18 protein-coding genes are annotated in these 26,158 nt (G+C 68.2%); 7 read left to right on the top strand and 11 right to left on the bottom strand.

The features are described from left to right. The first annotated feature begins 32 nt into the window (after positions 1-32). The gene (locus ACS5PN_RS01130) at positions 33-443 is read left to right on the top strand and encodes a VOC family protein (protein WP_439462106.1); all 411 of its coding nucleotides are present in this window, start codon (positions 33-35) and stop codon (positions 441-443) included. A 133-nt stretch (positions 444-576) separates the two neighbouring features. Next, positions 577-2,931, top strand: a complete 2,355-nt coding sequence (locus ACS5PN_RS01125; RefSeq protein ID WP_439462105.1) for an ATP-binding cassette domain-containing protein — start codon at positions 577-579, stop codon at positions 2,929-2,931. Here the strand turns inward: ACS5PN_RS01125 and ACS5PN_RS01120 are convergent. The 3 genes from ACS5PN_RS01120 to ACS5PN_RS01110 form a co-directional block, all read right to left on the bottom strand. Continuing rightward, a complete protein-coding gene (locus ACS5PN_RS01120) occupies positions 2,909-4,588 on the bottom strand; it encodes an ATP-binding protein (protein ID WP_439462104.1) in 1,680 nt (559 codons plus the stop codon). The two genes, ACS5PN_RS01125 and ACS5PN_RS01120, sit on opposite strands and share 23 nt — an antisense overlap. Positions 4,589-4,596: 8 nt before the next feature. Further along, positions 4,597-5,529, bottom strand: a complete 933-nt coding sequence (locus tag ACS5PN_RS01115) for an ABC transporter substrate binding protein (protein ID WP_439462103.1) — start codon at positions 5,527-5,529, stop codon at positions 4,597-4,599. A 102-nt stretch (positions 5,530-5,631) separates the two neighbouring features. Next, entirely contained in the window at positions 5,632-7,698 is a 2,067-nt protein-coding gene (locus ACS5PN_RS01110; protein WP_439462102.1) for a TonB-dependent receptor plug domain-containing protein, read from the bottom strand. A 216-nt stretch (positions 7,699-7,914) separates the two neighbouring features. Between ACS5PN_RS01110 and ACS5PN_RS01105 the strand changes: the two genes are divergently transcribed. Further along, positions 7,915-10,026, top strand: coding sequence for a TonB-dependent receptor plug domain-containing protein (locus ACS5PN_RS01105; RefSeq protein WP_439462101.1), 2,112 nt, complete (start codon positions 7,915-7,917; stop codon positions 10,024-10,026). On the opposite strand, the gene ACS5PN_RS01100 is transcribed toward ACS5PN_RS01105, so the two are convergent. The 8 genes from ACS5PN_RS01100 to ACS5PN_RS01065 form a co-directional block, all read right to left on the bottom strand. After that, positions 10,014-10,808 carry a citrate/2-methylcitrate synthase gene (locus ACS5PN_RS01100; RefSeq protein ID WP_439462100.1) on the bottom strand — a complete coding sequence of 265 codons (795 nt, stop codon included), beginning with the start codon at positions 10,806-10,808 and terminating at the stop codon, positions 10,014-10,016. The genes ACS5PN_RS01105 and ACS5PN_RS01100 overlap by 13 nt on opposite strands. Beyond that, the gene (locus ACS5PN_RS01095) at positions 10,805-11,629 is read right to left on the bottom strand and encodes a citryl-CoA lyase (protein ID WP_439462099.1); all 825 of its coding nucleotides are present in this window, start codon (positions 11,627-11,629) and stop codon (positions 10,805-10,807) included. Before ACS5PN_RS01095 ends, ACS5PN_RS01100 begins: the two co-directional genes overlap by 4 nt. Further along, on the bottom strand, positions 11,626-13,458 hold the full coding sequence (locus ACS5PN_RS01090; protein WP_439462098.1) for a thiamine pyrophosphate-binding protein: 1,833 nt from the start codon (positions 13,456-13,458) through the stop codon (positions 11,626-11,628). The genes ACS5PN_RS01095 and ACS5PN_RS01090 overlap by 4 nt, the downstream gene beginning before the upstream one ends. A 313-nt stretch (positions 13,459-13,771) precedes the next feature. After that, on the bottom strand, positions 13,772-15,004 hold the full coding sequence (locus ACS5PN_RS01085) for a M28 family metallopeptidase (protein WP_439462097.1): 1,233 nt from the start codon (positions 15,002-15,004) through the stop codon (positions 13,772-13,774). A gap of 190 nt (positions 15,005-15,194) precedes the next feature. Continuing rightward, a complete protein-coding gene (locus ACS5PN_RS01080) occupies positions 15,195-15,674 on the bottom strand; it encodes a carboxymuconolactone decarboxylase family protein (RefSeq protein ID WP_439462096.1) in 480 nt (159 codons plus the stop codon). A gap of 49 nt (positions 15,675-15,723) precedes the next feature. Then, positions 15,724-16,680, bottom strand: coding sequence for an RNA polymerase sigma factor SigJ (gene sigJ / locus ACS5PN_RS01075; protein ID WP_439462095.1), 957 nt, complete (start codon positions 16,678-16,680; stop codon positions 15,724-15,726). 57 nt (positions 16,681-16,737) lie between these two features. Then, entirely contained in the window at positions 16,738-18,546 is a 1,809-nt protein-coding gene (locus ACS5PN_RS01070) for a glycoside hydrolase family 9 protein (RefSeq protein ID WP_439462094.1), read from the bottom strand. Beyond that, complete coding sequence (locus ACS5PN_RS01065; protein ID WP_439462093.1) at positions 18,543-19,652, bottom strand: hypothetical protein; 1,110 nt, start codon at positions 19,650-19,652, stop codon at positions 18,543-18,545. Before ACS5PN_RS01065 ends, ACS5PN_RS01070 begins: the two co-directional genes overlap by 4 nt. A 301-nt stretch (positions 19,653-19,953) precedes the next feature. On the opposite strand from ACS5PN_RS01065, the gene ACS5PN_RS01060 reads away from it, so the two are divergent. From ACS5PN_RS01060 to ACS5PN_RS01045, 4 genes are all read left to right on the top strand, one after another. Next, positions 19,954-21,204 (top strand): ROK family protein, encoded by a 1,251-nt coding sequence (locus ACS5PN_RS01060; protein ID WP_439462092.1) that lies wholly within the window; start codon positions 19,954-19,956, stop codon positions 21,202-21,204. Between the two features lie 64 nt (positions 21,205-21,268). Next, positions 21,269-22,207, top strand: coding sequence for a carbohydrate kinase family protein (locus tag ACS5PN_RS01055; protein WP_439462091.1), 939 nt, complete (start codon positions 21,269-21,271; stop codon positions 22,205-22,207). Further along, the gene (locus tag ACS5PN_RS01050) at positions 22,204-23,445 is read left to right on the top strand and encodes an MFS transporter (protein WP_439462090.1); all 1,242 of its coding nucleotides are present in this window, start codon (positions 22,204-22,206) and stop codon (positions 23,443-23,445) included. The genes ACS5PN_RS01055 and ACS5PN_RS01050 overlap by 4 nt, the downstream gene beginning before the upstream one ends. 76 nt (positions 23,446-23,521) lie before the next feature. Beyond that, positions 23,522-26,158 (top strand): TonB-dependent receptor, encoded by a 2,637-nt coding sequence (locus ACS5PN_RS01045; protein ID WP_439462089.1) that lies wholly within the window; start codon positions 23,522-23,524, stop codon positions 26,156-26,158.

Raw genomic sequence — 26,158 nt, 5'->3', positions numbered from 1 at the left:
CCGTGCCCTAACCCCTCACGGAGACTGACATCATGGACATCAGCATTCACTCCAGCTTCCTGCCCCAGACCGACCCGGAAGCGTCGCTGGCCTTCTACCGCGACACCCTCGGCTTCGAGGTGCGCAACGACGTCGGCTACAACGGCCTGCGCTGGATCACGGTCGGCCCGGCCGGCCAGCCCAACACCTCCATCGTGCTGCACCCGCCGGCGGTCACGCCCGGCATCACCGAGGACGAGCGCCGCACCATCAGCGAGATGATGGCCAAGGGCACCTTCGGCATGCTCATCCTGGCCACGGCCGACCTGGACAAGACCTTCGCCAAGCTGCAGGCGGAGGACGCCGAGATCGTCGAGGAGCCGACGATGCAACCCTACGGCGTGCGCGACTGCGCCGTCCGCGATCCCGCAGGCAACCTTCTTCGAATCCAGGAAAGAACTTGAAGCCCCTCGCCCAAGGATTACCTTGGTCGGTCCCCCGAGGGGACGCCGATGCTTGCGGCATTGAGCCGCAAGCACATCGCCAGAGCGGGCCGGCTAGGGAGCGGCCCGTCGCTCGGCCCGCAGGAAACTAAACATGACCACAGCTGACAACCACGACCGCATCCGCGTGCAGGGCGCGCGCGAGAACAACCTCAAGGATGTCAGCGTCGACCTGCCCAAGCGCCGGTTGACAGTGTTCACCGGCGTCTCGGGCTCGGGCAAGAGCTCCCTGGTCTTCGGCACCATCGCGGCCGAGTCGCAGCGTCTCATCAATGAGACCTACAGCGCCTTCGTGCAGGGCTTCATGCCCACGCTGGCCCGGCCCGAGGTGGACGTGCTGGAAGGCATCACGACGGCCATCATCGTCGACCAGGAGCGCATGGGCGCCAACGCCCGCTCCACGGTCGGCACGGTGACGGATGCCAACGCCCTGCTGCGCATCCTGTTCAGCCGCGTCGGCAAGCCCCACATCGGCCCGCCCAGCGCCTTCGCCTTCAACGTGCCGTCGGTGCAAGCCACCGGCGTCATCACCGTCGACAAGGGCGGCGCCAGCCAGGCCGTCAAGCAGACCTTCTCGCGCACCGGCGGCATGTGCCCGCGCTGCGAGGGCATGGGCCACGTCAGCGACTTCGACCTGAATGAGCTCTATGACGCCAGCAAGTCCATCAATGACGGCGCCATCAGCATCCCCGGCTACAGCATGGAAGGCTGGTACGGCCGCATCTTCCGCGGCTGCGGCTTCTTCGACGCCGACAAGCCGATTGCCAAGTTCACCAAGCGCGAACTGCACGACCTGCTGCACAAGGAAGCGACCAAGATCAAGGTCGACGGCATCAACCTGACCTATCAGGGCCTGATTCCGTCCATCCAGAAGTCCTTTCTGTCCAAGGACGTGGAGGCGCTGCAGCCTCACATCCGCGCCTTCGTCGACCGCGTCATCACCTTCCAGACCTGCCCCGAGTGCAAGGGCACGCGGCTCAGCGAGGCGGCACGCAGCTGCAAGATGGGCAAGCACAGCATCGCCGATGCCTGCGCCATGCAGATCAGCGACCTGGCCGACTGGGTGCGCGGCCTCAAGGGCGCCGAGGTCGCACCCCTGTTGAAGTCGCTGACCCATCTGCTCGACGCCTTTGCCGAGATCGGCCTGGGCTATCTGTCGCTGGACCGGCCCAGCGGCACCCTGTCCGGCGGCGAGGCCCAGCGCGTCAAGATGATCCGCCACCTCGGCTCATCGCTGACCGACGTCAGCTATGTCTTCGACGAGCCGACCACCGGCCTGCATCCCCACGACATCCAGCGCATGAACGGCTTGCTGCGGCGGCTGCGCGACAAGGGCAACACCGTCCTCGTCGTCGAGCACAAGCCGGAGGTCATCGCCATTGCCGACCACATCGTCGATCTCGGCCCGGGCGCCGGCTCGGCCGGCGGCGAGATCGTCTTCGAGGGTTCGCTCGCCGGCCTGCGCAAAAGCGGCACGCTGACCGGGCGCCACCTGGACGACCGCGCCCAGCTCAAGCCCGAGGTCCGCAGGTCCAAGACGGCGCTCAAGGTGCGCGGCGCCAGCACCCACAACCTGCAGAAGGTCAACGTCGACATCCCGCTGGGCGTGCTCTGCGTCGTCACCGGCGTGGCCGGCTCGGGCAAGAGCTCGCTGATACACGGCTCGGTGTCCAAGCAGGATGGCGTCGTCGCCATCGACCAGACCGCCATCCGTGGCTCGCGGCGCAGCAACCCGGCCACCTACACCGGCCTGCTCGACCCCATCCGCAGCGCCTTCGCCAAGGCCAATGGCGTGAAGCCCGCTCTCTTCAGCGCCAACTCCGAAGGCGCCTGCCCGACCTGCAACGGCGCTGGCCTCATCTTCACCGACCTCGGCCCCATGGCCACGGTGTCGACCGTTTGCGAAGACTGTGGCGGCAAGCGCTTCCAGGCCGCGGTGCTCGACTACAAGCTGGGTGGCAAGGACATCAGCGAGGTGCTGGCCATGCCGGTCAGCGAGGCGACGGCGTTCTTCTCCAAGCTGACCCCTGCCGCCCACGCCATCCTGGAGCGGCTGTCCGACGTCGGTCTGGGCTATCTCAGCCTGGGCCAGCCGCTCACCACGCTGTCCGGCGGCGAACGCCAGCGCCTCAAGCTCGCCACGCAGATGGCCGAGAAGGGCGACATCTATGTGCTGGACGAGCCGACCGCCGGCCTGCACCTGGCCGATGTCGAACAGCTGCTCGGCCTGCTGGACCGCCTGGTCGACGCCGGCAAGTCCGTCATCGTCATCGAGCACCACCAGGCCGTCATGGCTCATGCGGACTGGATCATCGACCTGGGCCCCGGCGCCGGCCATGACGGCGGCAAGGTCGTCTTCGAGGGCACGCCGGCCGACCTGGTCAAGGCAGGCGCAACGCTGACCGGCCAGCACCTGGCCGACTACATCAAGCCTCGACGGGCACGCTGATCTCGAACCAGAACCGGCTGCCCTGGGCCAGCCGGCTCTCGAGCTGGATCTCGCCGCCCATCATGCGCACCAGCTGGCGGCTGATGGCCAGGCCCAGGCCGGTGCCGCCGACGCGCTGCTCAGCGCTGCCGGCCTGCTCGAAGGGCTCGAACAGGCGCACCGCCTGGTCCTCGGCGATGCCGACGCCGGTGTCCTGCACCTCGAAGCTCAGCCTCGCATGGCCGGGCTCGGTGTCGGCCAGCGGCGGCAGGCGCCGCACCATCAGCAGCACGCCGCCGACATGGGTGAACTTGACGGCGTTGCCGAGCAGGTTGAGCAGGATCTGGTTGAGCCGCTTCTCGTCAGCCAGCACGACGGCCGGCAGGTTCGGGTCGAGCTGCAGGTCCAGCGTGATGTGCTTGTCCTCGGCCATCACGCGCACGATGTCGACGACGGCCTGCAGGCGCGGCACCAGCTCGACCGGCGCGATGCGCAGCTCGGCCTTGCCGGCCTCGATGCGCGACAGGTCCAGGATGTCGACGATCAGCGTCAGCAGGTGCTGGCCGCTGCTGTGGATGATGTCCAGGCCGTTGCGCTGCTTGGGCGTCAGGCCGTTGTCCATCTTCAGGATCTGCGCATAGCCCATGACAGCGTTCAGCGGCGTGCGCAGCTCATGGCTCATGCGCGCCAGGAACTGGCTCTTGGCACGGCTGGCGATCTCGGCCCGCTCCTTGGCATCGCTGAGCTCCAGCGTGCGTTCGCGCACCAGGTCCTCGAGGTGGTCGCGGTGGGCGCCGAGCTCGGCCTCGCGCTCCTGCAGGGCCGTGATCATGCGGTTGAAGGTGTCGGCCATGGCCGCGATGTCGCGCGGGCCACCGCCCGGCGCGCGGGCGTCGTTGTCGCCGAGCTCGACCTTTTCCATGGCCTTGGACAAGGCGCCCAGCGGCCGCGTCAGGCGCAGGATCAGGAAGCGCACCGCCAGCAGAAAGAGGGTCGCGAACAGCACGGCCACGCCGAAGTTGGCGAGGAAGAGCGAGGCCTGGGTGCGATGCAGGGTCGCCTTGCTCTGGATGACGCGCACATGGCCCAGCAGCTGGGCCGGGTGGGTCGTCACGTCGAAGGGCGAGGCCTCGGGACGGGTCCAGACGGGCGCGGCAAAGGCCCAGCTGTCCTCAGTCTCCTGGTCCAGCCAGGGCTCGCTGGCCGCGGCATCGGGCACGGCGACGGACGCCGCCCTGGGCAGGCGGTCGCGTTCGGGCCCCAGGGCCAGCAGCAGGCGGCCCTTGGTGTCGCGGATCTCGATGCCCATGACGTCGGGGAAGGCCAGCGACGCCCGCACGGCTTCCTCGGCGTTGTCGGCCGCTGCGTACAGCAGGGCCAGGGAGCTGTTGGAGGCCAGGTTGGCGGCCACGCGGCCGCCCTGCTCCATCAGCATGGCGCGCACCTGGCGGCCGCCCTGCCAGGCGTTCACGCCGGCCATCAGCAGGGCCAGGCCCAGGGTGCCGAGGGCCACGACGATGCTGAGGTGGCGGCGGAAGGAGGTCTCCCGCATCCAGCGCGCATAGACGCGCAGCAGCCAGGGGCGCTGCGGCGGTGCCTGCGGTGTGGAAGCCGGTGCCACCGCGTCATCGCTGCGGATGACGGAGGGCTCGCTGTCCAGTGGAATCGGTGGCGTCAATCTGGGCCTCAGCTGGACGGATAGACGAGGTCGAATCCCGCCTGGACCGAGGCGACGTCGAGCCCCAGGTGTGCAGCGGTGCGGATGTTGATGGCGGCCCGGGCCTGGCGCAACGGCAGCACGCCGGCCGCGCCCGACTTCGGGCTGGAGGCCAGGCGCTGCGCCGACACGGCCAGCGAGCGCCCGAGCTCATGGTTGTCCGGGTAGAGCGAGAACAGCGCGCCGCGCTTCACATGCGCCAGATGGCTCGAGAAGACCGCGATGTTGCGGTTCCAGCCCTCCTTCAGCACCAGGGTCAGCACGACGTTGTCGTCCACCGTCGTCGGGTCCTGCGGCAGCCAGACGGCATCGCGGGTCGGGTCGGCGGAGGCCAGCAGCTGGGTGTAGGCGCGCAGGGCCTCGGCCTGGTCGCCGGCCTCCTGGGCCAGCAGCTCCAGGCCTTCCACGCGCGCGGCCTCACGGGCCAGCTTCGCCAGCCAGGCATTCAGCTTTGGGTCGTAGACGAGGTGCACGCGGCGCGTGGCCGGCTTCAGGCGCTTGAGCCGCCCCAGCAGCAGGGCCGGGTCGGGCGCCAGCGTGTGGATGGGGAAACTGCGCGCCTCGGACTCCTGCACCGAGACGACACAACCCACCATCACGGCCAGCTCGTCGGCCAGCGCGGCCGCGACGCGCATGCCGCCGCGCCCCAGGCCGATCAGCACCTTGACGTCGCGCTTGCGCACGTCGTCGGCCACCTGGGCCGGGTTGGCATTGTTGGCGATGGCAAAGCTCGTCACCGCGCCGCCGAGCTTGTCCTCGATGCCTTCGATGATGGTCGTGAAGACCTGGCGGAAGGGCTCACCCAGTTCCGGATAGACCACCACCAGCGAGCGTCCCAGTTCGGCCGCGAGGACCGACCCGCCGGCCAGCGCCACGGCACCGCCCAGGGCCTGTCGCAACAAGGCGCGGCGCGTGGCGGGGTGGAGGCAACCAGGTTCAGTCAAAACAAAGACGCGGTGTGGCAGGGCCGTGGCGGGTGGGCGGCATTATGCAAAGGGGTCGCCTCAATAGCGGACCACGGCCTGCACATAGGCTGCGCGCGGGTAGACCGGCAGGTCGTTGACGATGCCGCCGCCGGCGAGGCTGGGCTCGCGCGCATCGGCGTTGAAAAGATTGCGCAGCATCAGCGACAGCTCCCAGCCTGAATTACCGGGCCGGGTGCGGGCCGACAGGTCCAGCGTCGTGTAGTCCTTGACCGGCGGCCGTGCATCGCCGACGGGCCGCTGGCGGCCGGCGACATGGTTGAGCTGGGCGCTGAGCGTGGCGCCGCGCACCGCCGCCCAGTCGGCCTGCAGATAGGCGTGATGGCGCGGTGCATAGCCGGCGTCCAGCCGCGTGACCTCGTCCACCGAGCGCTGGAAAGCGTAGTTGCCCGAGATGCGAAGGCTGGACGAGGCGTCCCAGACGATCTCCAGCTCCGCCCCCTGGCCGTCCTGGCCGCCGCGGTTCTGGATCAGGCTCGAGGGCGGTGCGGCGGCATTCGGGGCGCCACGGATGATGCTGCGCATCTCATAGCGGAACAGGCTGAGGCTGGCCTGCAGGCTGTCGGCCGGCGTCCAGGCCAGGGCGGCCTCGGCGGTGCGGATGGTCTCGGGCTTGACGTTGGGGTTGCCGCCCACGACGGGGTTGTTGATGCTGTACTGCTCGGTGAAGGATGGCGCCCGGAAAGCCTGGCCGTAGAGCAGCTTGGCCGTCAGGTCGTAGGCCGCGCTCCACACCAAGGCCAGGCGCGGATTGGTTGTCGTGCCGAAGTCGGAATAGCGGTCGTGGCGCAGGCCCGCCGTCAGCACCCAGTCCGGCTGGAAACGCCATTCGTCCTGGACATAGCCATAGCTCACCTGGCGCTGCTGGGGCAGCATGAACTTCAGCGTGGTGTCGGAGAAGTCGGTGACGTCACCGATGGAGCCCATGCCGATGCGGCTGTAGTTGGGGTTGAAGTTCTTGTATTCGGTGGTGGCGTAGAGATCCAGGTCGTCATGGCCCAGGCCGACGCGCAGGCTGTGGCCGCTGAAACCCGAGTAGGTGGCAAAGCCCGAGACTCGCAGCTGCCGCTCCCACTTGTTGGGTCCGCCGATGAGGCCGTCGGTGAAGACATTGCCCGGCCCGAGCGTCGTGCCGGCCGGCAGCAGCACATAGTTGACGCTGGCCGTATCGACATAGCGCAGCCAGCTGGCCTGGAAGCCCGCTCCCCAGTCGGCGCTGAGCTTGGGCTCGGTCCAACTCAGGTCGGCATGGGTGCGTTCGCTGCGGCTCTTGCCCGTCGGATCCAGGGCCGAGGCCACGCCTGCGGCCGTGCCCACGTTGCTGCGCAGCTTGTAGCCCAGGCGCGCACGCCAGGCGCCGTAACCCAGCTCCAGGTTGCCGTCGACGGCGTCGTAGCCCAGGTTCAACGGCCCGGGCGCGCGCGTCACGGCAGGCTGGGCTGCGTCCTTGTCGATGATGCTGCGCGCGCCATCGGTGTGGCCGGCGCGCAGATAGGCCGACACGTCGAGCGATCCCAGCTTGCCGCCATGCAGCACCCAGCCGTCGCCGCTGCCAAATGACCCGCCGCGCAGGCCGACGCGGGTGCCCGGCGTGTCGGCGGCCGACTTGGTGACGATGTTGATGACGCCGGCGAAGGCGTCCGCGCCATACAGGGCCGAACCGGGTCCGCGGATGACCTCGATGCGCGCGATGTGCTCGACGGGGTAGCCGGCCCAGACATTGCCCTTGTTGCCGACGAACAGCGTCGTCATCGGCACGCCGTTCTGCAGCACCAGGGTCTGGGGCCCGAACTGGCTGTAGATGCCGCGGAAGATGTAGAGCGGCATGTACTGGTTGGCGGCGCGCCCGACATGAAGACCCGCGACCGACTCCAGCACCTCGTCCAGATCCACCGCGCCCATGGCCTGGATGGCCTCGGCCGTGATGACGCTGGCCACCGCGGGCGCCTGACGCAAGGGCTGGCGCGTGCCGGCCGCGATGCTCACCGAGCGCTGGTCGCCATAGGCCAGGGCCAGCTCGTCCTCATCGGTCTGCGCAAGCGCCAGGCTCGGCAACACCAGGACCAGCAAGGCCAGGGTGCCACGCATGACTAGAAGACGACGACCGGAGGCAATCAAGCGGATTCTTCGCAGCGCAGGGAGGGCGCGGTGCGCGCATTATGAGGATGCCTTCATCCTCGACGGCGCGCCGCCGCCCCGGCGTGCAGAGTTCACGAATCGAGACGTCAATCCCTCGCGTCGCATCGCCCGGGCCACATGAGCGCGACCACACAATACGCGCCCACCTCCTCGGAGAAGCTGGCAATGCGACGTTTGATTGGCCTGGTGTTCCTCGGCGGCGTCTGCTGGACGGCCGTGCCGTCGCTCGCCGTCGCGCAGCCGACCAGCGAGGAGGACGAACTGGCCCAGGTCTACGGCGACAAGACCACCGTCAGCATTGCCACGGGCACCGTGCAATCGCTGCGCCGCGCGCCGGCCGTGGCCACCGTCATCACGGCACAGGACATCGCCAACATGGGTGCCGCCGACCTGGACCAGGTGCTGGAGACGGTCCCTGGCCTGCACGTGAGCCGCAGCAATCTCGCCTACTCGCCGCTTTATCAGATCCGCGGCATCGTCAGCGAGTTCAACCCCCAGGTGCTGATGCTGCAGAACGGCGTGCCCATGACGACGCTTTACGTGGGCAGCCGCGGCGTCGTCTGGGGTGGGCTGCCGGTGGCCAACATCGCCCGCGTCGAAGTCATCCGCGGCCCAGGCTCGGCGCTCTACGGGGCCGATGCCTATGCGGGCATCATCAACATCGTCACCAAGGGCGCGGCCGACATTGCCGGCACCGAGGTCGGCGCCTCGGCGGGGTCGTTCTCGACGCGCGATGTCTGGTTCCAGCACGGCGGCAAGCTCGGTCCGGTGTCGGTGGCTGCCTTCCTGCGCAGCGGCCGCAGCGATGGCGCCCGCGAAGGGATTCCAAGCGATGCCCAGACCGGCTTCGATGCCCTCTTCGGCACCCACGCCAGCCTTGCCCCCGGCCGCACCAGCCTGGGCTATGACGCGCTGGATGCCGGCCTGGAGCTGGCGCTGGGCGAATGGCGCCTGCAGGCCGGCCACAAGCGCCGCACCGACGTGGGTACCGGCGCCGGCGCTTCCGGCGCGCTGGACCCGGTCGGCCACGTGGCGTCCCAGCGCAGCCATGCCAACCTCGCCCTCAACGACCTGGCGCTGGGCCGAAACTGGCGTCTCAACCTCAATGCCAGCGTGCTGAGCTACGTCCAGCAACTGCCGGCGCCGGTGGTGCTCTTTCCGGCCGGAGCCTTCGGCGGCGCCTTCCCCAACGGCATGCTCGGCTCGCCCAACACCTGGGAGCGGCAGACGCGCCTGGGCGCGGCGCTGGTCTATGCCGGATGGTCGGGGCACCAGTGGCGCATCGGAGTCGGCCACGATGACCTTGACCTCTACCGCACCCGTGAGTACCGGAACTTCTCCCTCATCACCTCGGGCCCGCTCACCGGTCTGCCCATCCCGACGCCCAGCGGCCAGGTCGAGCTGGCGCCGGTGTCCGAATCCTTCCTCGCGCCGCACCGGCGCCAGGTCAGTTATGCCTATGTGCAGGACGAATGGAGCTTCGCCAAGGACTGGACGCTGACCGGTGGCGTGCGGCGCGACCGCTACTCCGACTTCGGCAGCACCACCAACCCGCGGCTGGCGCTGGTCTGGGACGCCAGCCTCGATATCACGGCCAAGCTGCTCTATGGCAGCGCCTTCCGCGCCCCGTCGTTCGACGAGCAGTACGGGGTCAACCCTGTCACGGCCGGCAACGCCAACATCCAGCCCGAACGCATCAAGACGCTGGAGGCCGCTGTGCAATGGCAGCTGCAGCGCTCGTTGCAGGTCGGCGTCAACCTGTACAGCTACCGGATGAGCGACCTCATCAAGACCACACCCAACCCAGCACCCGCACCCGGTGCGAGCTACCGCAACGCTTTTGAACGGCGCGGCCATGGCGGCGAACTGGAGTGGACCTGGGACGCCCAGCGCGACCTGCGCTTTGCCGGCGGCTATGGCTACCAGCGATCCACCGAGGTGCAGACCGACACCCCAGCCGGCTACGCGCCGACCCATCATCTGAACGCCCGCGCCGACTGGGCACTGCGCAACGGGTTGAACATCAACGCCCGCATCAACTACGTGTCGGCGCGTGCGCGTGCCGCGGGCGACAACCGCCCGCCGGTGCCCGGCAGCACGACGCTGGACCTGACCTTGCGCCTGCCGGCGGTGCGCGAGGGCTGGGACCTGAGCCTGGCTGCGCTCAACCTCTTCAATGCCGATGTGCGAGAGCCCAGCCGCCCCAGCGCGGGCATTGCCGACGACCTGCCCCTGCCGCGGCGCGCCTTCAACCTGATCGCCGGTTACCGGTTCTGAGCCCGCCCGGGCCAGGCGCGCTTGGGCACGCCCTCGTAGCGGATGTGCTCGCAGGACAGCGGGAACAGGGCGCCTGCCGGGCGCTCGGCCGCCTCGACGGCACAGGGCGGTATGCCGGCCATCGCCATGGGCACCTGGAAATGGTGGAACTCCACCACGCTGAACCCCAGGTCGGCCGCCAACGCGGCAGCCATGGCGGCGTAGTTCATCTTCAGCCGCGGATCGCGTGCGCACAGCTGCGCCTCGACCTGCCGGGCCAGCGCGAGGTGCGGACCGTCGGCCAGCCCCTGTTCGCGCGCGATCTCCTGCAGCCATGGCAGCCGCTCGTCGGTGGCATGGATAGGGCGGCCGTAGCCGTAGATCCGGCGCTCGGCCAGTTCGGTCGCCACCAAGGACTCCAGGGCCTCCCCCTGCGCCAACCGTTGCCGAGCACTGAGCAGGAAGTCGATGGCGCGCACGCAGGGGTGGCCGCCGTAGACGGTCGCCTCGCACATGCCCAGCGCCGCCGCAACGGCCAGCGATGGCGTGCTGCGCGCTGAAGCGGCCAGCCCGGCCACGCGGTTGTTCCACAGCCGCACATCGGCGTAGCTGGTCCCGACCCAGAGCGCATGCATCAGCTTGAGCGCCGCCGGCCCGTAACGCCGCCCGGTGATGCCGAACACGAACAGGTCCATCCAGTCCGCGCGGCCGAGGTCGGCGTGCTGGTCATGGCCGCGGAACACGGCCCGCGTGCCGACGAAGGCCTTGCCCGCCCAGGTCGGGGGACGGTCGCTGCTGATCATGCGGCCTCCCGGTCGAAGGGGTCGTTGACGAGGTCCAGATCGAAGAACGGGAATTGCTTGGGCCCGAGCGCCTGCTGCTCAAGTGCATGCGCGACCGAGCCCGGCAGGCGCAGCAGCAGATGCAGCATCTCGGACTGGGCGGGCGTGAAGCCCAGGTCGGCCAGCGCCGCGGCGGCCACGCCGGTCATCGCCAGGGGCGCCTGTGCCGCCGCTTCCAGGGCCGCGCGATGCGCCAGCAGCCAGGCCAGGCAGGCACCGCCCCCCAGCGCCACCAGGCGCTCCAACGCCGCCTCGATCCACGGCGACAACGCCGTGGCTGTGGGGTCGAAACCCGGCACGTGCTCGGTGCGCGGCCAGATGCTCGCAACGCCGGGCGCCGCTCCACGCCGCGCCTCGCAGGCCGCCTGCCAGCCGGCGAGATCGCGGCCGAGCTGCTGCCAGGCCGTCACCGCGGCATGGACCTCGCGCGCGCCGCCGAGCTGGCCCGCGCCCACGGCCAGGGCAGCCATCAGCGTGGCGGCGGCCGTGGACCCGGTGCTGCCGGCGCACATCGCCGCGTGCACGGCGGGGTCACGCGGCCCCGGGTTGGCCAGCAGCACGGCCAAGGCCTCCAGCAGCCGCAGCTGAGACGCGTCGGGCGCCTCGCCGCGCAACAGCAGGAAGAGCATCTCCACCCAGCCCGCCCGGCCCAGCAGGTCGCCGGCCACGTCGTACCCATGGCAGTAGGCCGCCTGCGTGACGCCGGGATGCCCAGGCACGGCGTCCTCCAACCAGATGCGCGTGCGCAGCTGCGGCCGCACCACGTCGCCGACGGCGCTCACCGCGCCGTCCCGAGGGTGCGCATGCGCAGATTCATCGGCGGCACTTCCTCGCCGTCGATGCGCACATCCAGCAGCGTCGGACCCCCGCGCGACACCAACGCGTCGAAGTCCAGCGCGTCCAGGTCCGCCGACGACCGCACCACGATGCCCGGAATGCCCATGGACTGCGCCATCAGCGCGAAGTCGACCTTGGGCAGCTGGAAGCCGATGGGTTCGGCACCGGCCAGGCGCTGGCCATGCTTGACCATGCCCAGCGCCCCGTCGTTCAGCACGACGTAGAGCACCGGCAGGCCGAGCTCCGCCGCAACCGTGATCTCCTGGCCGTTCATCAGATAGCTGCCGTCGCCCGTCAGGCAGACGACGGGGCAGCGGCGGTTGGCCATGGCAATGCCGACGGCCGAGCCGATGGCCCAGCCCATGGGCGCGAAGTCCATGGTCACCCGCAGCCAGCTGGAGCTGCGGGTGCGCCTCTCCTTGCCGGCCGGCAGGTAGGCGCTGCCCGGCATGCGGGCGCGCTGATCGTGCGGGGCCAGGTAGTGCACGGCCCAGGCGGCGCTGTTGCCGGCGTCGGCGACGAAGCGCGTCTGCGGCGGGCAGCGCTCGCCCAGGGTGGCGACCAGGCGCTGCGGCTTGACTGGCAAGCTGTCGCTGTGCAGGGCCGCGGGGCTGTCCACCATGGCCTCATAGGCCTGGCGCGCGACCTGCGGGTGCATGAAGGGCAGCAGGGCCGCGTCCTGCGGCGAGTTCAGCAAGGCGACCAGCTGTTCGCAGACCGACTTGATGTGGCCGCGCACATGCAGCCGCGCCATCGGCGAGCGCATCAGGTTCTCATCACTGTCGTCGACATGGACCAGACGGCTGTTCAGCAGGGCCGTGGACCAGCCGCCGCTGTTGAACTCGCCGAAGCCCGTACCCAGGGCGATGACGAGATCGGGTTCGCTCTGCAGCAGCTCGGCCGCGCTGGCATGGCCCCCGAAGCCGAACACGCCGCGAAAGCGCGGATGGCGCGGGTTGATGAAGCCCTTGCCGTCAGGGGTCGTGATGAAGTTGCCATCGGTGCGCTGCACCAGCTGCATCAGCTCATTGGCGGCGTCGCCGCAACCGTCGCCGATCAGCCAGACCGGCTGGCGCGCCGAGAACAGCAGGCGGGCCAGCTGGCGCACGGCCGGCAGGTCCACCAGGGCCGGCGCGCGGCGCAGCAGGCCGGCGAAATCTGGGGTTTCCATGTCGCTGGAAACAGGGGCTCGCAGGATGTCCACGGGAATGGACAGATGGCTGGGGCCGCTGGGCGCCCGCTGGGCCTGCATCAGCGCATTGAAGAGCTTGGTGGGCAGCTGTTCGGCATGCGAGACCAGGGAGTTGTAGCGCGTGCAGGGCCGGAACATCGCCATGGTGTTGATGCCCGTGCAGCTGGACTCCTGCAGCGCGCCCTTGCCGAAGTTCTTGATCGGCGGCTGGCCGGTGATGACCAGCATGGGCACGTTGTTGTCATAGGCGCAGGCCACGCCGGTGATCAGGTTGGTCGCACCCGGGCCCGAGGTGGCGATGCACACGCCGAGCTTGCCGGTCTCGCGGGCATAGCCGTCGGCCATATAGGCCGCGCCCTGTTCGTTGCGGGCCACGATGGCCTGCGGGCCGCCTCGGCGGGCGCTGCGAGCGAGGGCGTTGTACAGAGGCTCGATGGCGCCTCCGGGCACGCCGAAGACGTATTCGACGCCGAGGCCCGCAAGGGCATCAACGATCAGGTCGGCAGCGTCGCGTTGAGCGGGCTCACGCGCAAGGTCGGCCGCCCCGACGTAGAACGGGGCGAAGGCAGTATTTGATTCCACGGTGCAGCAGGCGATGGGACACCGCACCGGACGGCTGCATGGCGCTGCTGGAGCGCCTTGCACCTGCTTGTCGGCACGACATCGGGAAAAGGATGAATCCACGACGGCGTGGACCCTGAACGGCCGATGGCAAACGCCGAACGACCCTCGCTCCTCCCTGCGTGCGCTGGAGCCCTGGCGCTGACTACACCTGGCCCCGCAGCATCTCGTGCCCGCGCATGAAGGGGTTAGCAACTGCGCGATGGACGGAACTGTATCAATCTGAAACTTATTTACATCCCCGCGAATGCGGGCAGGACAAATTGCCCCAGGGTCAGGGCTTGACCCGCACGCCCGTCAGTTGCGCGACAGCTGCGAGTGTTGTCTGTGCCGCGTTGAGGCCGAGCAGGAAATCCTGGTCGGAGTAGTTCACGAACAGGTCGGTCGGCTGGTGCCAGTGCGGGTTCCATCCCGCGCCGATCTGCTGGCCGCGCTCGTTTTCGCGCAGGGAGATGGCGGGCACCTCGTCCATGAAGGGCGTGGAGTCGGTGTTGGTCATGTGTAAGCCCACGGCCGCCGGGTAGTTCGTCGCATACCTGTCGTTGGCCGCGCGGAAATGCCAGGCCAGCTTGGCCGCGCCCTCCGCGAACTTGGAGGTCGATTGGTACTCGATGTTGACGTCGGCCTCGGCGCGCTGGGCCGAAGGCGGCGTATAGACCGGCTGGCCCTTGGCATCCAGCACCGGCTTGCCAGCGGCGTCCAGCTTGGGGACCGGCATGCCGTGGTCGAACATCATCATGTCGTGCTGGATCATGCCCAGCCACTTCGGCTCGGGATACCTGCCCGAGCCCTTGGGCGACTCGATGCCCTGCAGGCCCTTGCGCTGCTCGACATAGGCGTAGGCGCCGTTCAGCCCGGTCTCCTCGTTGTTCCACAGCACGAAGCGGATGGAGCGCTCCGTCGTCACGCCAGGCAGGCTGAAGATGCGCGCCAGCTCCATCACCAGGGCCGTGCCCGAGCCGTTGTCGTTGGCGGCCTCGCCCCAGCCGATGCCGTCCATGTGGGCACCCACGATGTACATCTCGTCGGGCCGGGTCGTGCCGACCTTGGTGCAGTAGACGTTCTCGCGCAGCGAGGTGCCTTCAGGCGTGGGCTCCTCGTTCAGCTTGCGCAGGCGCTCGTCGGGCTGGGCCATGGGATCGGTGTTGACGCCGATGGGCGCGCGCTTGCCGAACAGCGTGCTGCCGCCCTGCCCCGCCGGGCCGCCGGCCAGGGGCGCGCGCGGCGCGGCCGGGTTGCGCTTGGCGGGCTCGGTGAACTGGTATTGCAGCCTCTCGGTGTTGCTGCAGCCGTAGCTCTTAAGCTGAGCCTCGATCCAGTCCAGGGCCGCGCGGTTGCGCGCCGTGCCCTGGCGGCGGTCGCCGAACTGGGTCAGGCCCTTGATGGTGGCCTTGTACTTCTCGAGGTCGAGGTGGTGGACCAGGGTGGCGATCGGGTCGGCCTCCTGGGCCGAAACCGGTGCGGCGATGAGGGCGGCAAGCAGCAGAGGCAGGATGGCGGTCTTCATGACAGCCAGCATAGACCCCCGCGCCGGGCCACCCGTTCCGGGGGCATTCCCTGGGCTTGACTCTTTGCCCAGGGCCCATAACTCGCCTTCATGTTCTTCTTCAGACACCCCAAACCCGTCGTCGACCCTCGGCCTGTGGCCGAGCAGTCGGTGCAGGTCAAGGTGCCCGCCCTGCCCTCGCTGACGCCGCTCAGTTCAGGCCAGCCTTCTCCAGGCCAAACGCCTTGTCCATCGACCCCGGCACATTCCGAACCGCCACATTCATCCGGTTCCAGCCGTTGATGGCGGCGACACGCCAGGTCAGCTCGGAAAGCTCCTCCGGCGAGAAATGCTCGCTGACCTCGGCATAGGCGGCATCCGAAATTCCGTCCCCAGGGATGTGGGTCAGCAGTTCCGTCCAGGCCAGGGCGGCGCGCTCCTTGGGAGTGAACAGCGTCGACTCGCGCCAGATCGCGACATGGTGCAGGCGCAGTTCGCGCTCGCCATGCATCTTGGCCTGCTTGACGTGCATGTCCAGGCAGAAGGCGCAACCATTGAGCTGAGAGGCGCGGATGTCGATCAGCACGGACAGGGTCTTGTCCATGCGGAAGGCCATGCTGAAGTCCAGGTACTTCTTGGACAGGTCGGCGGACTGGCGGAAGTAGTCGAGGCGGGCGGTGTGCGTGCTCATGGCGATGTCCTTGGGTGCGGCGGGCCGGCGGAAATCGCCGGCCTCACACTCAAGACGGATCAGCCTCGCCGCTTGTGACACGCATGCGGATGCCGCTGAGCTTGTCGGGGTTGCGTTGGATGTAGACGGCGCCCACCTGGCCGGCTTCAGCGGCCGGCGCGAGCGCAATGGTCTGCACCAGGCGGCCGCCGTTGCTGTCGTCGACGATCAGCACGCCGGGCAGGCCATTGACGTTGGTGGGCACGAGACGCCAGCCCTGGCTGGTGGGCATCTGCGCAAAGCCGATGAAGATGCGCGCGATCTGGGCACCGCCATGCAGGGGTTGGGGCACGGCGCTGACCTTGCCGCCACCGTCGGCCATCATGACGGCGTCCTCGCTCAGCAGTTGGGCCAGGGCCGACACGTCCCGGCTGCGCACCGCATCCATGAAGGCAGTCACCAGGCGGTCCGCCTCCTCCTTGGCCACTTCACGACGCGCATAGTCGGCCTTGATGTTTTTGCGCGCCCGGCTGATGAGCTGGCGGCAGGCGGCTTCCTCGCGGTCCAGGTGGCGGGCAACCTCGTCGTAGTCGAGGTCGAAGACGTCGTGCAGCAAAAAGGCCGCGCGCTCCAGCGGCGACAGGCGCTCCAACGCCAGCATGAAGGCGATGGACACGTCCTGGGCGAACTCGGCCTGCTTCTCGGGGCCGGGCGCCCAGCCGAACAGGGCCTCGTCCTCCAGCATGGGCTCGGGCAGCCAGACGCCCACGTATTGCTCGCGCTGCACGACCGCCGAGCGCAGCCTGTCCAGGCAGAGATTGGTCACCAGCCGCGACAGGAAGGCGCCTTCGTGCTGGATGGTGGTCGCATCCACCTCGGCCCAGCGCAGCCATGCCTCCTGCACGATGTCCTCGGCCTCGGCGCGCGAGCCGAGCATGCGGTAGGCCAGCGCTCGCAGGCGGCGCGCATGCTCGCGGTCAAAGCGCAGGGCGCGGGCGGTGGGCGAGAGGTCGTCGGCGTCGGTCATGGCGGGAGTTTCAGGCTTGAACCCCCTCCTGACGCAACAGCCCCCACGTTTGTGACATCAGCGACGTGCCGTCTCGGTCGCTGCCAGCAACATCCAGGTCGAATGTGGAATCCATTGCTCCACCCAGCGCCATTGCTCGCCGTCGGGCCCCGGACCGAAAGCGATGCCCTCTCCCGTGTCGCTGCCCACCGCGCCGGTGATGCCATTGGAGATGCCGCCGGCAAACATGTCGCCGGCACTGGATGCGACCGTCGGCGGGTTGCGCTTGCCAAAGCCATAGAGCATGGAGATGCCGTAAGGGTTGCGGCCCAGCGTCCAGTCGAGCTGGCTTTGCGCATAGCCGGCCCAGCCTTCGGGCATGGCGGAGCCGAGCTGGCGGCTCGCGGCGGCCATGGCCGTGGTCAGCGAGGCCAGGCGGGCGCTCTCACCCTGCCACCAGTAGCCGGTCTCGTTCTTGTGGGGGATGAAGAAACCTTCGAGGACGGGACCTTCGGCCTTGCCATTGGGGGCGAGCTGGAAGGACTGGCGTGCATAGCCAAACGGGTTGGACACGCGCTGGGTGATGGCGATCTCCTGCTTCAGGGCTGCTGCGATTGCGCTGGTCGCCCGGCCGCGGCGCGCCTCCTGGGTCTCGATGGCCAGGTAGTGCGTGAGGCTGAGCGCCGGCAGGCCGGCTTCGACCGCGTGGTAGTAGGGCCGGCTACCGCCGTCGCTGATGAAGCCACCCTCCGCGGTCTGGCGACCCACCAGGCTTTCGGCACGCAGCCTTGCCGCATCCAGGAAGCGCGGCTGCTGCGTGGCGCGGAACAGTTCGACCGCCGCCATCAGCGCCGTGTAGTCGTCGATGATGTTCTCGACGCCATTGGCCGTGTACTGCGCATTGAACTGCTGCAGATGGTCGAAGCCCTTGACCGCGTCGGCCAGATAGGTCGCGCCGCTGAACTCGCCCTGGCGGCCCGACTGCCTGGCGAGCATGGACGCCCGCGCCAGCGCCGCGATGGCCATGCCACCTCCCGCGCGGTAGGCCGAGCGATACAGCTGGGTGTATCTGCCGTCCTCGCCCTCGTAGCCGACCACCATGCGCTCGGCCTTCTCATCGCCCCACTTGTCGAACACCGTCGTGTAGAAATAGCCCTCGGCGTCGACGATGCGGTGCAGATAGTCGGCGCCCCAGAAGGCCTCGTTCTCGGCGCGCTTCAGCAGGCCGGCCTTGCGATACAGATCGCTGGAGGCATGCGCCGTGTAGGCCAGCACCCAGGCCGCCATCGAGGTCTGCTGCGGGTTGAAAAAATTGGCATAGCCGAGGTGGGACAGATACTTGCCCGTGTCGCCGCCGGCGTCCTTCCAGCCGCCATGCACATCGACGAAACGGTCGGTCTCGAAGATGCGGATGTGGCTGTCGACCTTGGCCGTATGGCGGCTGCGATGGAAGTAATCCAGGGTCTTGTCGGCGATGGTTGCGAACAGGGCCTGGTCGCGCACCCGAACGGGGGCGGATTGCACCCGCTTGGCCCCCACGCTGGCCTCGACGCGGTAGACACCCGGCTTCTCGATGGCCGAGAAGTCCACCTCGAAATAGCGCTTGCCCGCGCCCCAGGCCGAGAACTCGGGCAAGGCCTTGAGCTCGCCCTGGGCCACGACCTGGCTGCCGGCCAGCACGCGGTAGCGCCCGGCCGAAGCCAGGCCCGTGGATTCGACGACGGCCTTCTTGGGGCCGACGCGTTCCAGCGCCACCTGGTTGATCTGCACCAGCAAGGGCTCGGTCGGCAGCTTCACCGAGACCGTCGTCACCGCAGCCGCCTCCTCGGCGGCCACGGACAACTGGGTGGCGGCCGCCAGGGCCGCTGCCATCAGGATTCGCTTCATTCCCATGCCATGTTCTTGGACCACTTGATGCCCGAGGTCGGGCACTTGCCGCTGTTGTTCGGGTAGCTGCTGTTGATGACGGAGTTGACCGTGCTGACGCTGTTCATGGCCGGGTTCTTCTTGTAGATGTCCAGGGCCATGCTGGCACGCCAGCAATTGCCCGCATCGTCGCCCAGACTGGAAGACTTGAGCCAGCGGATGTACTGGTCGGTCAGGTAGGTGGCGAAGCAGGTCTCGTTGCTCATGCTGCCGCAGTTGCCGGCGTTCTTGACCGAGGTGAAGGCCGAGACGCTGCCGATGGAGCCGGTGTTGACCTGCACCTGGAAGGCCAGGCCGACCAGGTTGTATTTGTCGAAGGCCGTGAAGCCGATGCCCTTCAAGGCGCTGAGCACGGGCAGCAGCTTGTCGTTGTTGATGTGCGCGTAATGGCTCATCACATACTTGTCCTGCTGGGTGTCGAAGGCCGACTGCAGGGCCTTGCAGATCTTGGTCAGCGCCGCGCGTTTGGTCGAGTTGGAGCGGCTCAGGTTGGGATAGGGGTCGAGGCGCTCATCGTCGGCCTTGAAGTTGCTGGCCGACACGCCGGTGACCTGCACGCCCCAGTTCTTCATGTCGGTGTTGGTCGCACCGGTCTTGCCCAGCACATAGGGCGCAAAGGCGTTCTTGAAGTAGTCGGGGAAGTCGCCCACCGTCGTCACGCCGACCGGCCCGAAGGTGTTGCCGCGGTAGTCCGAGATGCCGACGCTGGCCTCGTAGTCCACCTCGCAATAGCGCCAGGGGCCGACTTCCTGGTAGTTGGTGGTGCCGTTCTCCGGATAGGCATCCATGCTGAGCACGGCCTGCCACTGGGCGACGGTCAGCTTGCGGTTCTTGTCGAAGACGTTGCCCCAGACGCGCGAGTCGCCGACCGGGATGACGCCACTGGCCGCCGCCGGCTGCACGGCCGTCACCAGGGCCTGGCCGCTGGCGGTTTCGGTCCGGGTGTACAGCCAGCCGTCCTGCACGAAGGCCGTGCTCTTTTCGGCATTGCTGCCGGCCGCGAGGGCCAGCGTTGACAGGCTCAGCAGGGCGAGAGCTGCACAGGAGCCGATCCGGAGTGATTGCATGTTTGCCTCAACGAAGTCTTGTGGCGAATGAAGGCCACGGGTTGTGATGCCCACGAGCGGCATGCCGCCGGCGAGGAGCGCAACTTCACTGCTGGATGCGCCGGGCCAGACCTCGTCCCTCCAACGGGACCTTGGGGCGCGAATGTAGGGCCGTCAGAGCGGCATCGTCAATATTTAAATCCAATGGTTGTATAAATTTATTTCAAAAGCGCCCGACGACAACGCTGCCAGCTCGGACAGAATGGCCGTCCAGGCACAGCCCCCACCTATCATGGGCGCCACGAAAGCGCCGCCAGCACGCATGAGAACCACCGGCCGAGGAGCCACCCAACAGTCCAGCGCCCCCTTCAACCGCCGCGTGGTGCTGGACTTCATCCGCCAGCAGGGCGCCGCCTCGCGCAAGGACATCGCCGACATGGTGTCGCTGAGCCCGCAGACGGTGGCCAACATCACCAACGACCTCGAGGCCATCGGCCTCATCGTGTCGCGGCGCCAGAAGGTCGACAAATCGCGCGGCCAGCCGCCCATCGCCTTCGAGCTGAACCCGCAGGCCGGCAATGCCATTGGCATCAGCCTGGAGCCGGGCCGGGCCTCGGCCGCCCTTGTCAACCTGGTCGGCGAAATCCTGCATCGCAGCGAAGTCGAGATGGACACCAGCGACCGCCAGCAGATGCTGGCCGCCATGCTGCAGCTTGTCGCCCGCCTGCGCCGGGAATCGACCGAGCGCCTGTGGGGCATCGGCATCGCCCTGCCCGGCCCGCTGGGCCATACCGACATCAGCTTCGTCGGCCCCACGGCCCTGGAAGGCTGGAACGACCTGTCGGTGCTGGACGAACTGGGTGAGGCCACCGGCCTGCCCCTCTTCTACCGCGTCGACAGCGTGGCCGGCGCCCTGGGCGAGACGCTGTTCGGCGTCGCCCGTCACCTCGACGACTTCTTTTACCTGCACCTGGGCCTGGGCCTGGGCGGTGCCCTGGTCATCGGCCGCTCGGCCTTTCCCGGCGCCAACGGCAATGCCACCGAAATCGGCCATGTGCCCATCGTGCCCGGTGGCACGCCCTGCTATTGCGGCAACCGCGGCTGCCTGGAGCGCTATGTCTCCATGCACTCTCTGGCCGAGGCCCTGGGCGTCAGCGACCACGACGTCTGGACCCTGGACCTGGCCGCACGCCTGCAGCAACCCGGCGACACCGCCCTGCACGGCTGGTGCCGCCAGGCCGCCGACCGGCTGCGCGACGCCGTCTGCATGATCGAGAACATGCTGGACCCGCGCTCCATCGTCATCGGCGGCTCGGCGCCCAAGGTGCTGGTGGAGCATCTCGTGGCCCTCGCCCTGCCCTGGCACCGCTCGGTGCGCGGCGGCGTGGCGGCACCGGAAACGCGCATCGTGCTGTCCGACCGCCAGGACGATTCCTCCATCCTCGGCGCCGCTGTCCTGCCCATCTACGAGATGCTGTCGCCGCGCCTGGAAGTGCTGCAGCAGGACCGCCGCGGCGATCTCGATGTGGGCGAATTGCTGGGCCACAGGCCGTCCGCCAAGCGAGGCCAATAAATATTTCAATCCACTGGATTTATTTATTGACACTCGTTCCGGTGGGCTCCTATAGTCGGCGCCCATGGACTCGGATCGCGCTCTCTTCACCCCTCAGCTCAGCATCGTCGGCGACGTCGGCGTGGACCTGGTTCTCGGCTCGCTGGAAGGCTGGCCCAGCATCGGCACCGAGCTCCTGATGCCGCGCAGCGAGCTGCGTGCCGGCGGCTCCGGCGCCAACGCAGCCCTCGCCGCCCGCCACATCGGCCAGGCCACCCACTTCATCTCCGCCGTCGGCAACGACCACTTCGGCCACTGGCTGGCCGAGCAGTTCAACGGCATCCGCACCCACCTGGAGGTCTGCGACCGCGAGACCACCATCTCGGTGGGCCTGATGCACAGCTGCGGCGAGCGCAACTTCTTCACTACCCACGGCCATCTGCAGCAGCTGTCGGTCCAGCATGTGCTGAAGCATCTGCACTCCACGCCGGTGCCGTCCATCGCCCTCTTCACGGCGCCCTTTCTGCTGACCAATCTGCGCAGCCGCTATGCCGACCTGCTGGCCGAAGCGGCCTCGCGCGGCTACCGCATCGCGCTGGACACCGGCTGGCCGCCCGAGGGCTGGGACCGCGACGAGGTGATGACCTGGCTGCCGCACTGCGACCACCTGCTCATCAACGAGCTGGAGGCGCAAAGCATTGCCGGCACCGAGGAGCTGGACGCGGCGCTGGTATTGATCGCGAAAGCGCTGAAGCCAGGGGCCAGCCTGGTCGTCAAGGTCGGTGCTCGCGGGGCACTGGGCATCGAGAACGGGCAGCGCGTGGCGCACGACACCGAGCCGGCGGACATCTTTGACACCATCGGTGCCGGTGATGCCTTCAATGCGGGCTATTTGTCCGCCCGCCTGAGCGGCGCCCCTCTCGCCGAGGCCCTCGCCGCCGGTTGTCGCACCGCGCGGGCCATCCTGTCGCGCTTCCCGCGCAAGACGATCAAGGCCGGCGAGTTCGCCGCTTGCGTGGCATGAAGCACCGCGCCCTCATCGTCGGCTACATCCTGCTGATCTGGTTCGTGATCTCCTTCGTCACCAACCTGATCGGGCCGCTGATGCCCATCATCATCCAGGACTTCAAGCTCAGCCTGGGGCTGGCGGGCTTTTTGCCCTTCTCCTTCTTCCTGGCCTATGGGCTGGTGTCGGTGCCGGGCGGCATGCTGGTCGAGGCCCGCGGACCGCGCTTCACCATCCTGATCGCCTTCCTGCTCAACCTCGCGGGTTCGCTCGCCATCGCGCTATGGCCCAGCTACGGCACCGCCATCGCCGGCCTCTTCATCATCGGCCTGGGCATGGCCCTGCTGCAGGTCGTCATCAACCCGCTGCTGCGCACGGCCGGCGGCGAGGCTCATTTCGCCTTCTTCTCGGTGATGGGCCAGCTCGTCTTCGGCCTGGCGTCCTTCCTCAGCCCCTGGGCCTTCCAGCTGCTGATGGAGCGCCCCGGCGCGTCTGGCAGCCCGCTGGTGTGGGTGGCCTTCTACTGGATCTTCACGGCCGGCTTCGTCGCCCTCATCCTCGCCAACCAGACCCTGCCGCTGCCGACCGTCGAACTGAAGGAAGACGAGCGCGCCGGCGGCTGGTCGGCCTACCGGGAGCTGCTGGCGCGGCGTGACGTGCGCCTCTTCTTCCTCGGCATCCTGGCCTATGTCGGCACCGAGCAGACCCTGGCCAACTGGATGTCGCAGTTCCTGGCGACGTATCACGGCTACTCGGCCACGGCCGAAGGCGCCGACGCCGTGGCGCGCTTCTGGGGCCTGATGTCGCTGGGCTGCCTGCTGGGCCTGCTGCTGCTCAAGCTGCTGGACTCGCGCCTGGTGCTGGCTGGCTTCACGGTGCTGGCCATGGGCTGCGTCGGCATCGCGCTGTTCGGCCCAGCGGCTGCCTCGCTGTGGGCCTTCGCCGCCTCGGGCTTCTGCCTGTCGGTGATGTTCTCCATCGTCTTCTCGCTGGGCCTGAATTCCGTGCCCCGCCACCACGGCGCCTTCTCCGGCGTGCTGTGCACCGGGATCCTCGGCGGCGCCGTCGTGCCCCTGCTGGTGGGCGTGCTCGGCGACGCCATCGGCCTTCGCGCCGCCATGACCACCGTCTTCCTGACCCTGGCCTACATCCTGAGCGTCAGCGCCTGGGCCAGGCCACTCGTGCGCAACGAGACCGTGTCCGTGGCGCAGCTGTTGTCCCAGATCAAGCCCCAGTCCCGACCTGGCGAGGGCTGACTTCCAGACGAGCCCGCCGCACGGCCACGCTGCCGGGCCGCGTGCCGCCCCTACAAAACCGAAGGAGCCGAGAGCGATGAGAACGAACCGAGCTGGATTCCCGCTGAAAACCGTCACCGCAGCCGCCGTCAGCCTGCTGGCCAGCACCGCCTTTGCGCAGGAGGCCGCCACGGCCGACAAGGACAAGAACGAGCTGCCCACCGTCACCGTCACCGCCACCCGCGTCAATTCCAGTCTGCTGAAGACGCCGGTCGCCGTCACCGCCATCACGCAGGAGGCGCTGAGCCGCGAAGGCATCCACGACGTGCGCGGCCTGTCGGGCACGGTGCCCAATCTGCAGATCTCCTCGGGTGCCGACTCCGGCATCCAGATCAACATCCGCGGCGTCGGCTCCACCAACTTCACCGAGATCGGCGACCCGGCCGTGGGCCTGCATGTCGGCGGCCTGTACTCGCCCCGCCCGCAAGGCGCACTCGCGCTGATGTTCGACCTGGAGCAGGTGGAAGTGCTGCGCGGCCCGCAGGGCACGCTGTTCGGCCGCAACTCCACCGGTGGCAGCGTCAACATCATCCCGGCCAAGCCCGAGTTCGGTTCCACCTACGGCAATCTCGAGACCGACTTCGGCAACTACCGCAAACGCCAGGTCAACCTGATCCAGAACATCGCCATCAACGACAAGTTCGCGCTGCGTGCCACCGTCAGCAAGGTCCAGCGCGACGGCTGGATCAACCAGCAGCAGGACTTCTACGACGTCAACCTGCCGGCCCAGGGCTTCGTCTCCGACGGCATCCCCGACGTCGACCAGCGCCGCAACACCCTGGTCTCCAAGAGCAGGTACTACTACAACCGCGACGAATGGGCGGCTCGCATCGCCGGGCGGCTGAAGCTGACGAACGACATCGAATGGCTGCTGGCCTACGAGAAGTTCCAGAACAACGGCGCCGGCGACGTCGCCATGAAGGACTGCGACATGGCGGCCGGCACCGCCTTCGCCTGCCCCGGCGGCAAATGGGACGTGAAGATCAACGTGCCCGGCAAGACCGACATGAGCATCGGCACTCTGCGCTCCAACCTGGTCTGGAACCTCAGCCCGCAGAGCAGCATCGAATACGGCTTCGCCTTCGCCAACCAGAAGCGCAGCCAGCAGTCCGACGACGACGGCGGCTACCAGCCCATCGCCAGCCAGGTGACGGCCAGCCTGCCGGTCGGCCCCGACGGCGACTGGGGCACCTGGCCCGTCAACGACATGACTTCGTTCACGCTGGGCTCGACCTACAAGTCCAGCGTGCACGAGCTGCAGTTCAAGCACCAAACCGACACCCTGCAGCTCGTCACCGGCCTGTTCTGGATGCACGAGAAGAACGCCATCGACTATGCGCAGGAGCAGCTCGTCACGGCGCCCTATGGCTTCCCGACCAGCCAGTTCTATCACCAGCCCGATCGCCAGATCGACGCCAAGGCCGTCTTCGCCCAGGCCGACTGGAAGTTCACGCCGACCTGGACGGCGACGCTGGGCGCACGCTACAGCTACGACAAGAAGACCGACAAGAACGGTCAGGTCTTCGGCGGCTGGGACGGCTCGACGCCGGCCTACTACAACGGACTCTTCCATCCCGGCACGCCGGGCGATCCGGGCTTCCGCGCCCACAACGGCCGCGACCTCACCGAGCAGATGGGGCCCTTCGGCGGCACCGCCGCCTATGCCGAATGGGGCCCGCCGGCCGGCAACGACAACTCGCAGAGCTGGAAGAAGATCACCTACCGCCTGGGCCTGCAGAATCAGCTCACGCCGCTGGACATGGTCTACACGTCGCTGTCCACCGGCTACAAGGCCGGCGGCTTCGGCGACAAGGACGACCGCTGCGGCGGCCACGACTGCGTGGACGGTCCAGCCGGCCCGCAATACACCTTCTTCCCCTACAAGCCCGAGACCGTCACCAACTTCGAGATCGGCTACAAGGGCCTGATGCTGAACAAGCGGCTGAGCCTGTCGGCCACCCTGTTCTTCAGCCGCTACAAGGACATGCAGGTCACCGGCGACAACTTCGCCTCGCGCATCAAGCGCACCGAGCCATGCCCCGACGACAACCCGACCTGCGACATCGTCACCAAGTGGCAGACCGTCAACGTCGGCGTCGTCAACATCCCCGGCATCGAGCTGGAGGTCGACTACAAGCCCTGGGCCGGCGCACGCCTGGGGGCCTTCTTCAGCTACATCAACAGCAAGATGAAGGACTACCCGTCCTACAGCGACACCTGGAACTGCGGTGTGCGCGCGGACGTCGGCGCACCGGCCTGCCCCGAGCCCTACAGCGGCCCCATCCGCGAGTTCGCCGGCCGCCAGATCCTGGACATCACCGGCCACCACCTGCCGCTGTCGCCCAAGTACAGCTTCGGCATCAACTTCTCGCAGAGCTTCATGTTCGGCGAGGGCTGGGAGCTGACGCCCTGGGTCAACCTGAAGTGGCAGGACAAGATGTACTTCACGATGCTGAATCTGGACAACCCGCACATCTCCGACGGGCAGAAGGCCTTCACCAAGATCGACGCCAGCCTCAAGCTGCAAGCGCCCAAAACCTGGCGCGCCGAGCTCTATGTGCTGAACGCGACCAACAAGATGACCAAGAACGCGGTGCAGGACGGCGGCGGCTTTGTGCGCGCCTACTGGAACGACCCGCGCACCTACGGCATCCGCGTCGGCATCGACTACTGA

Origin of the sequence: Roseateles sp. NT4 (genome assembly GCF_051857475.1) — a bacterium.
Classification (GTDB): domain Bacteria; phylum Pseudomonadota; class Gammaproteobacteria; order Burkholderiales; family Burkholderiaceae_C; genus Pelomonas.
This window is presented reverse-complemented; position numbering and strand designations above follow the sequence as displayed.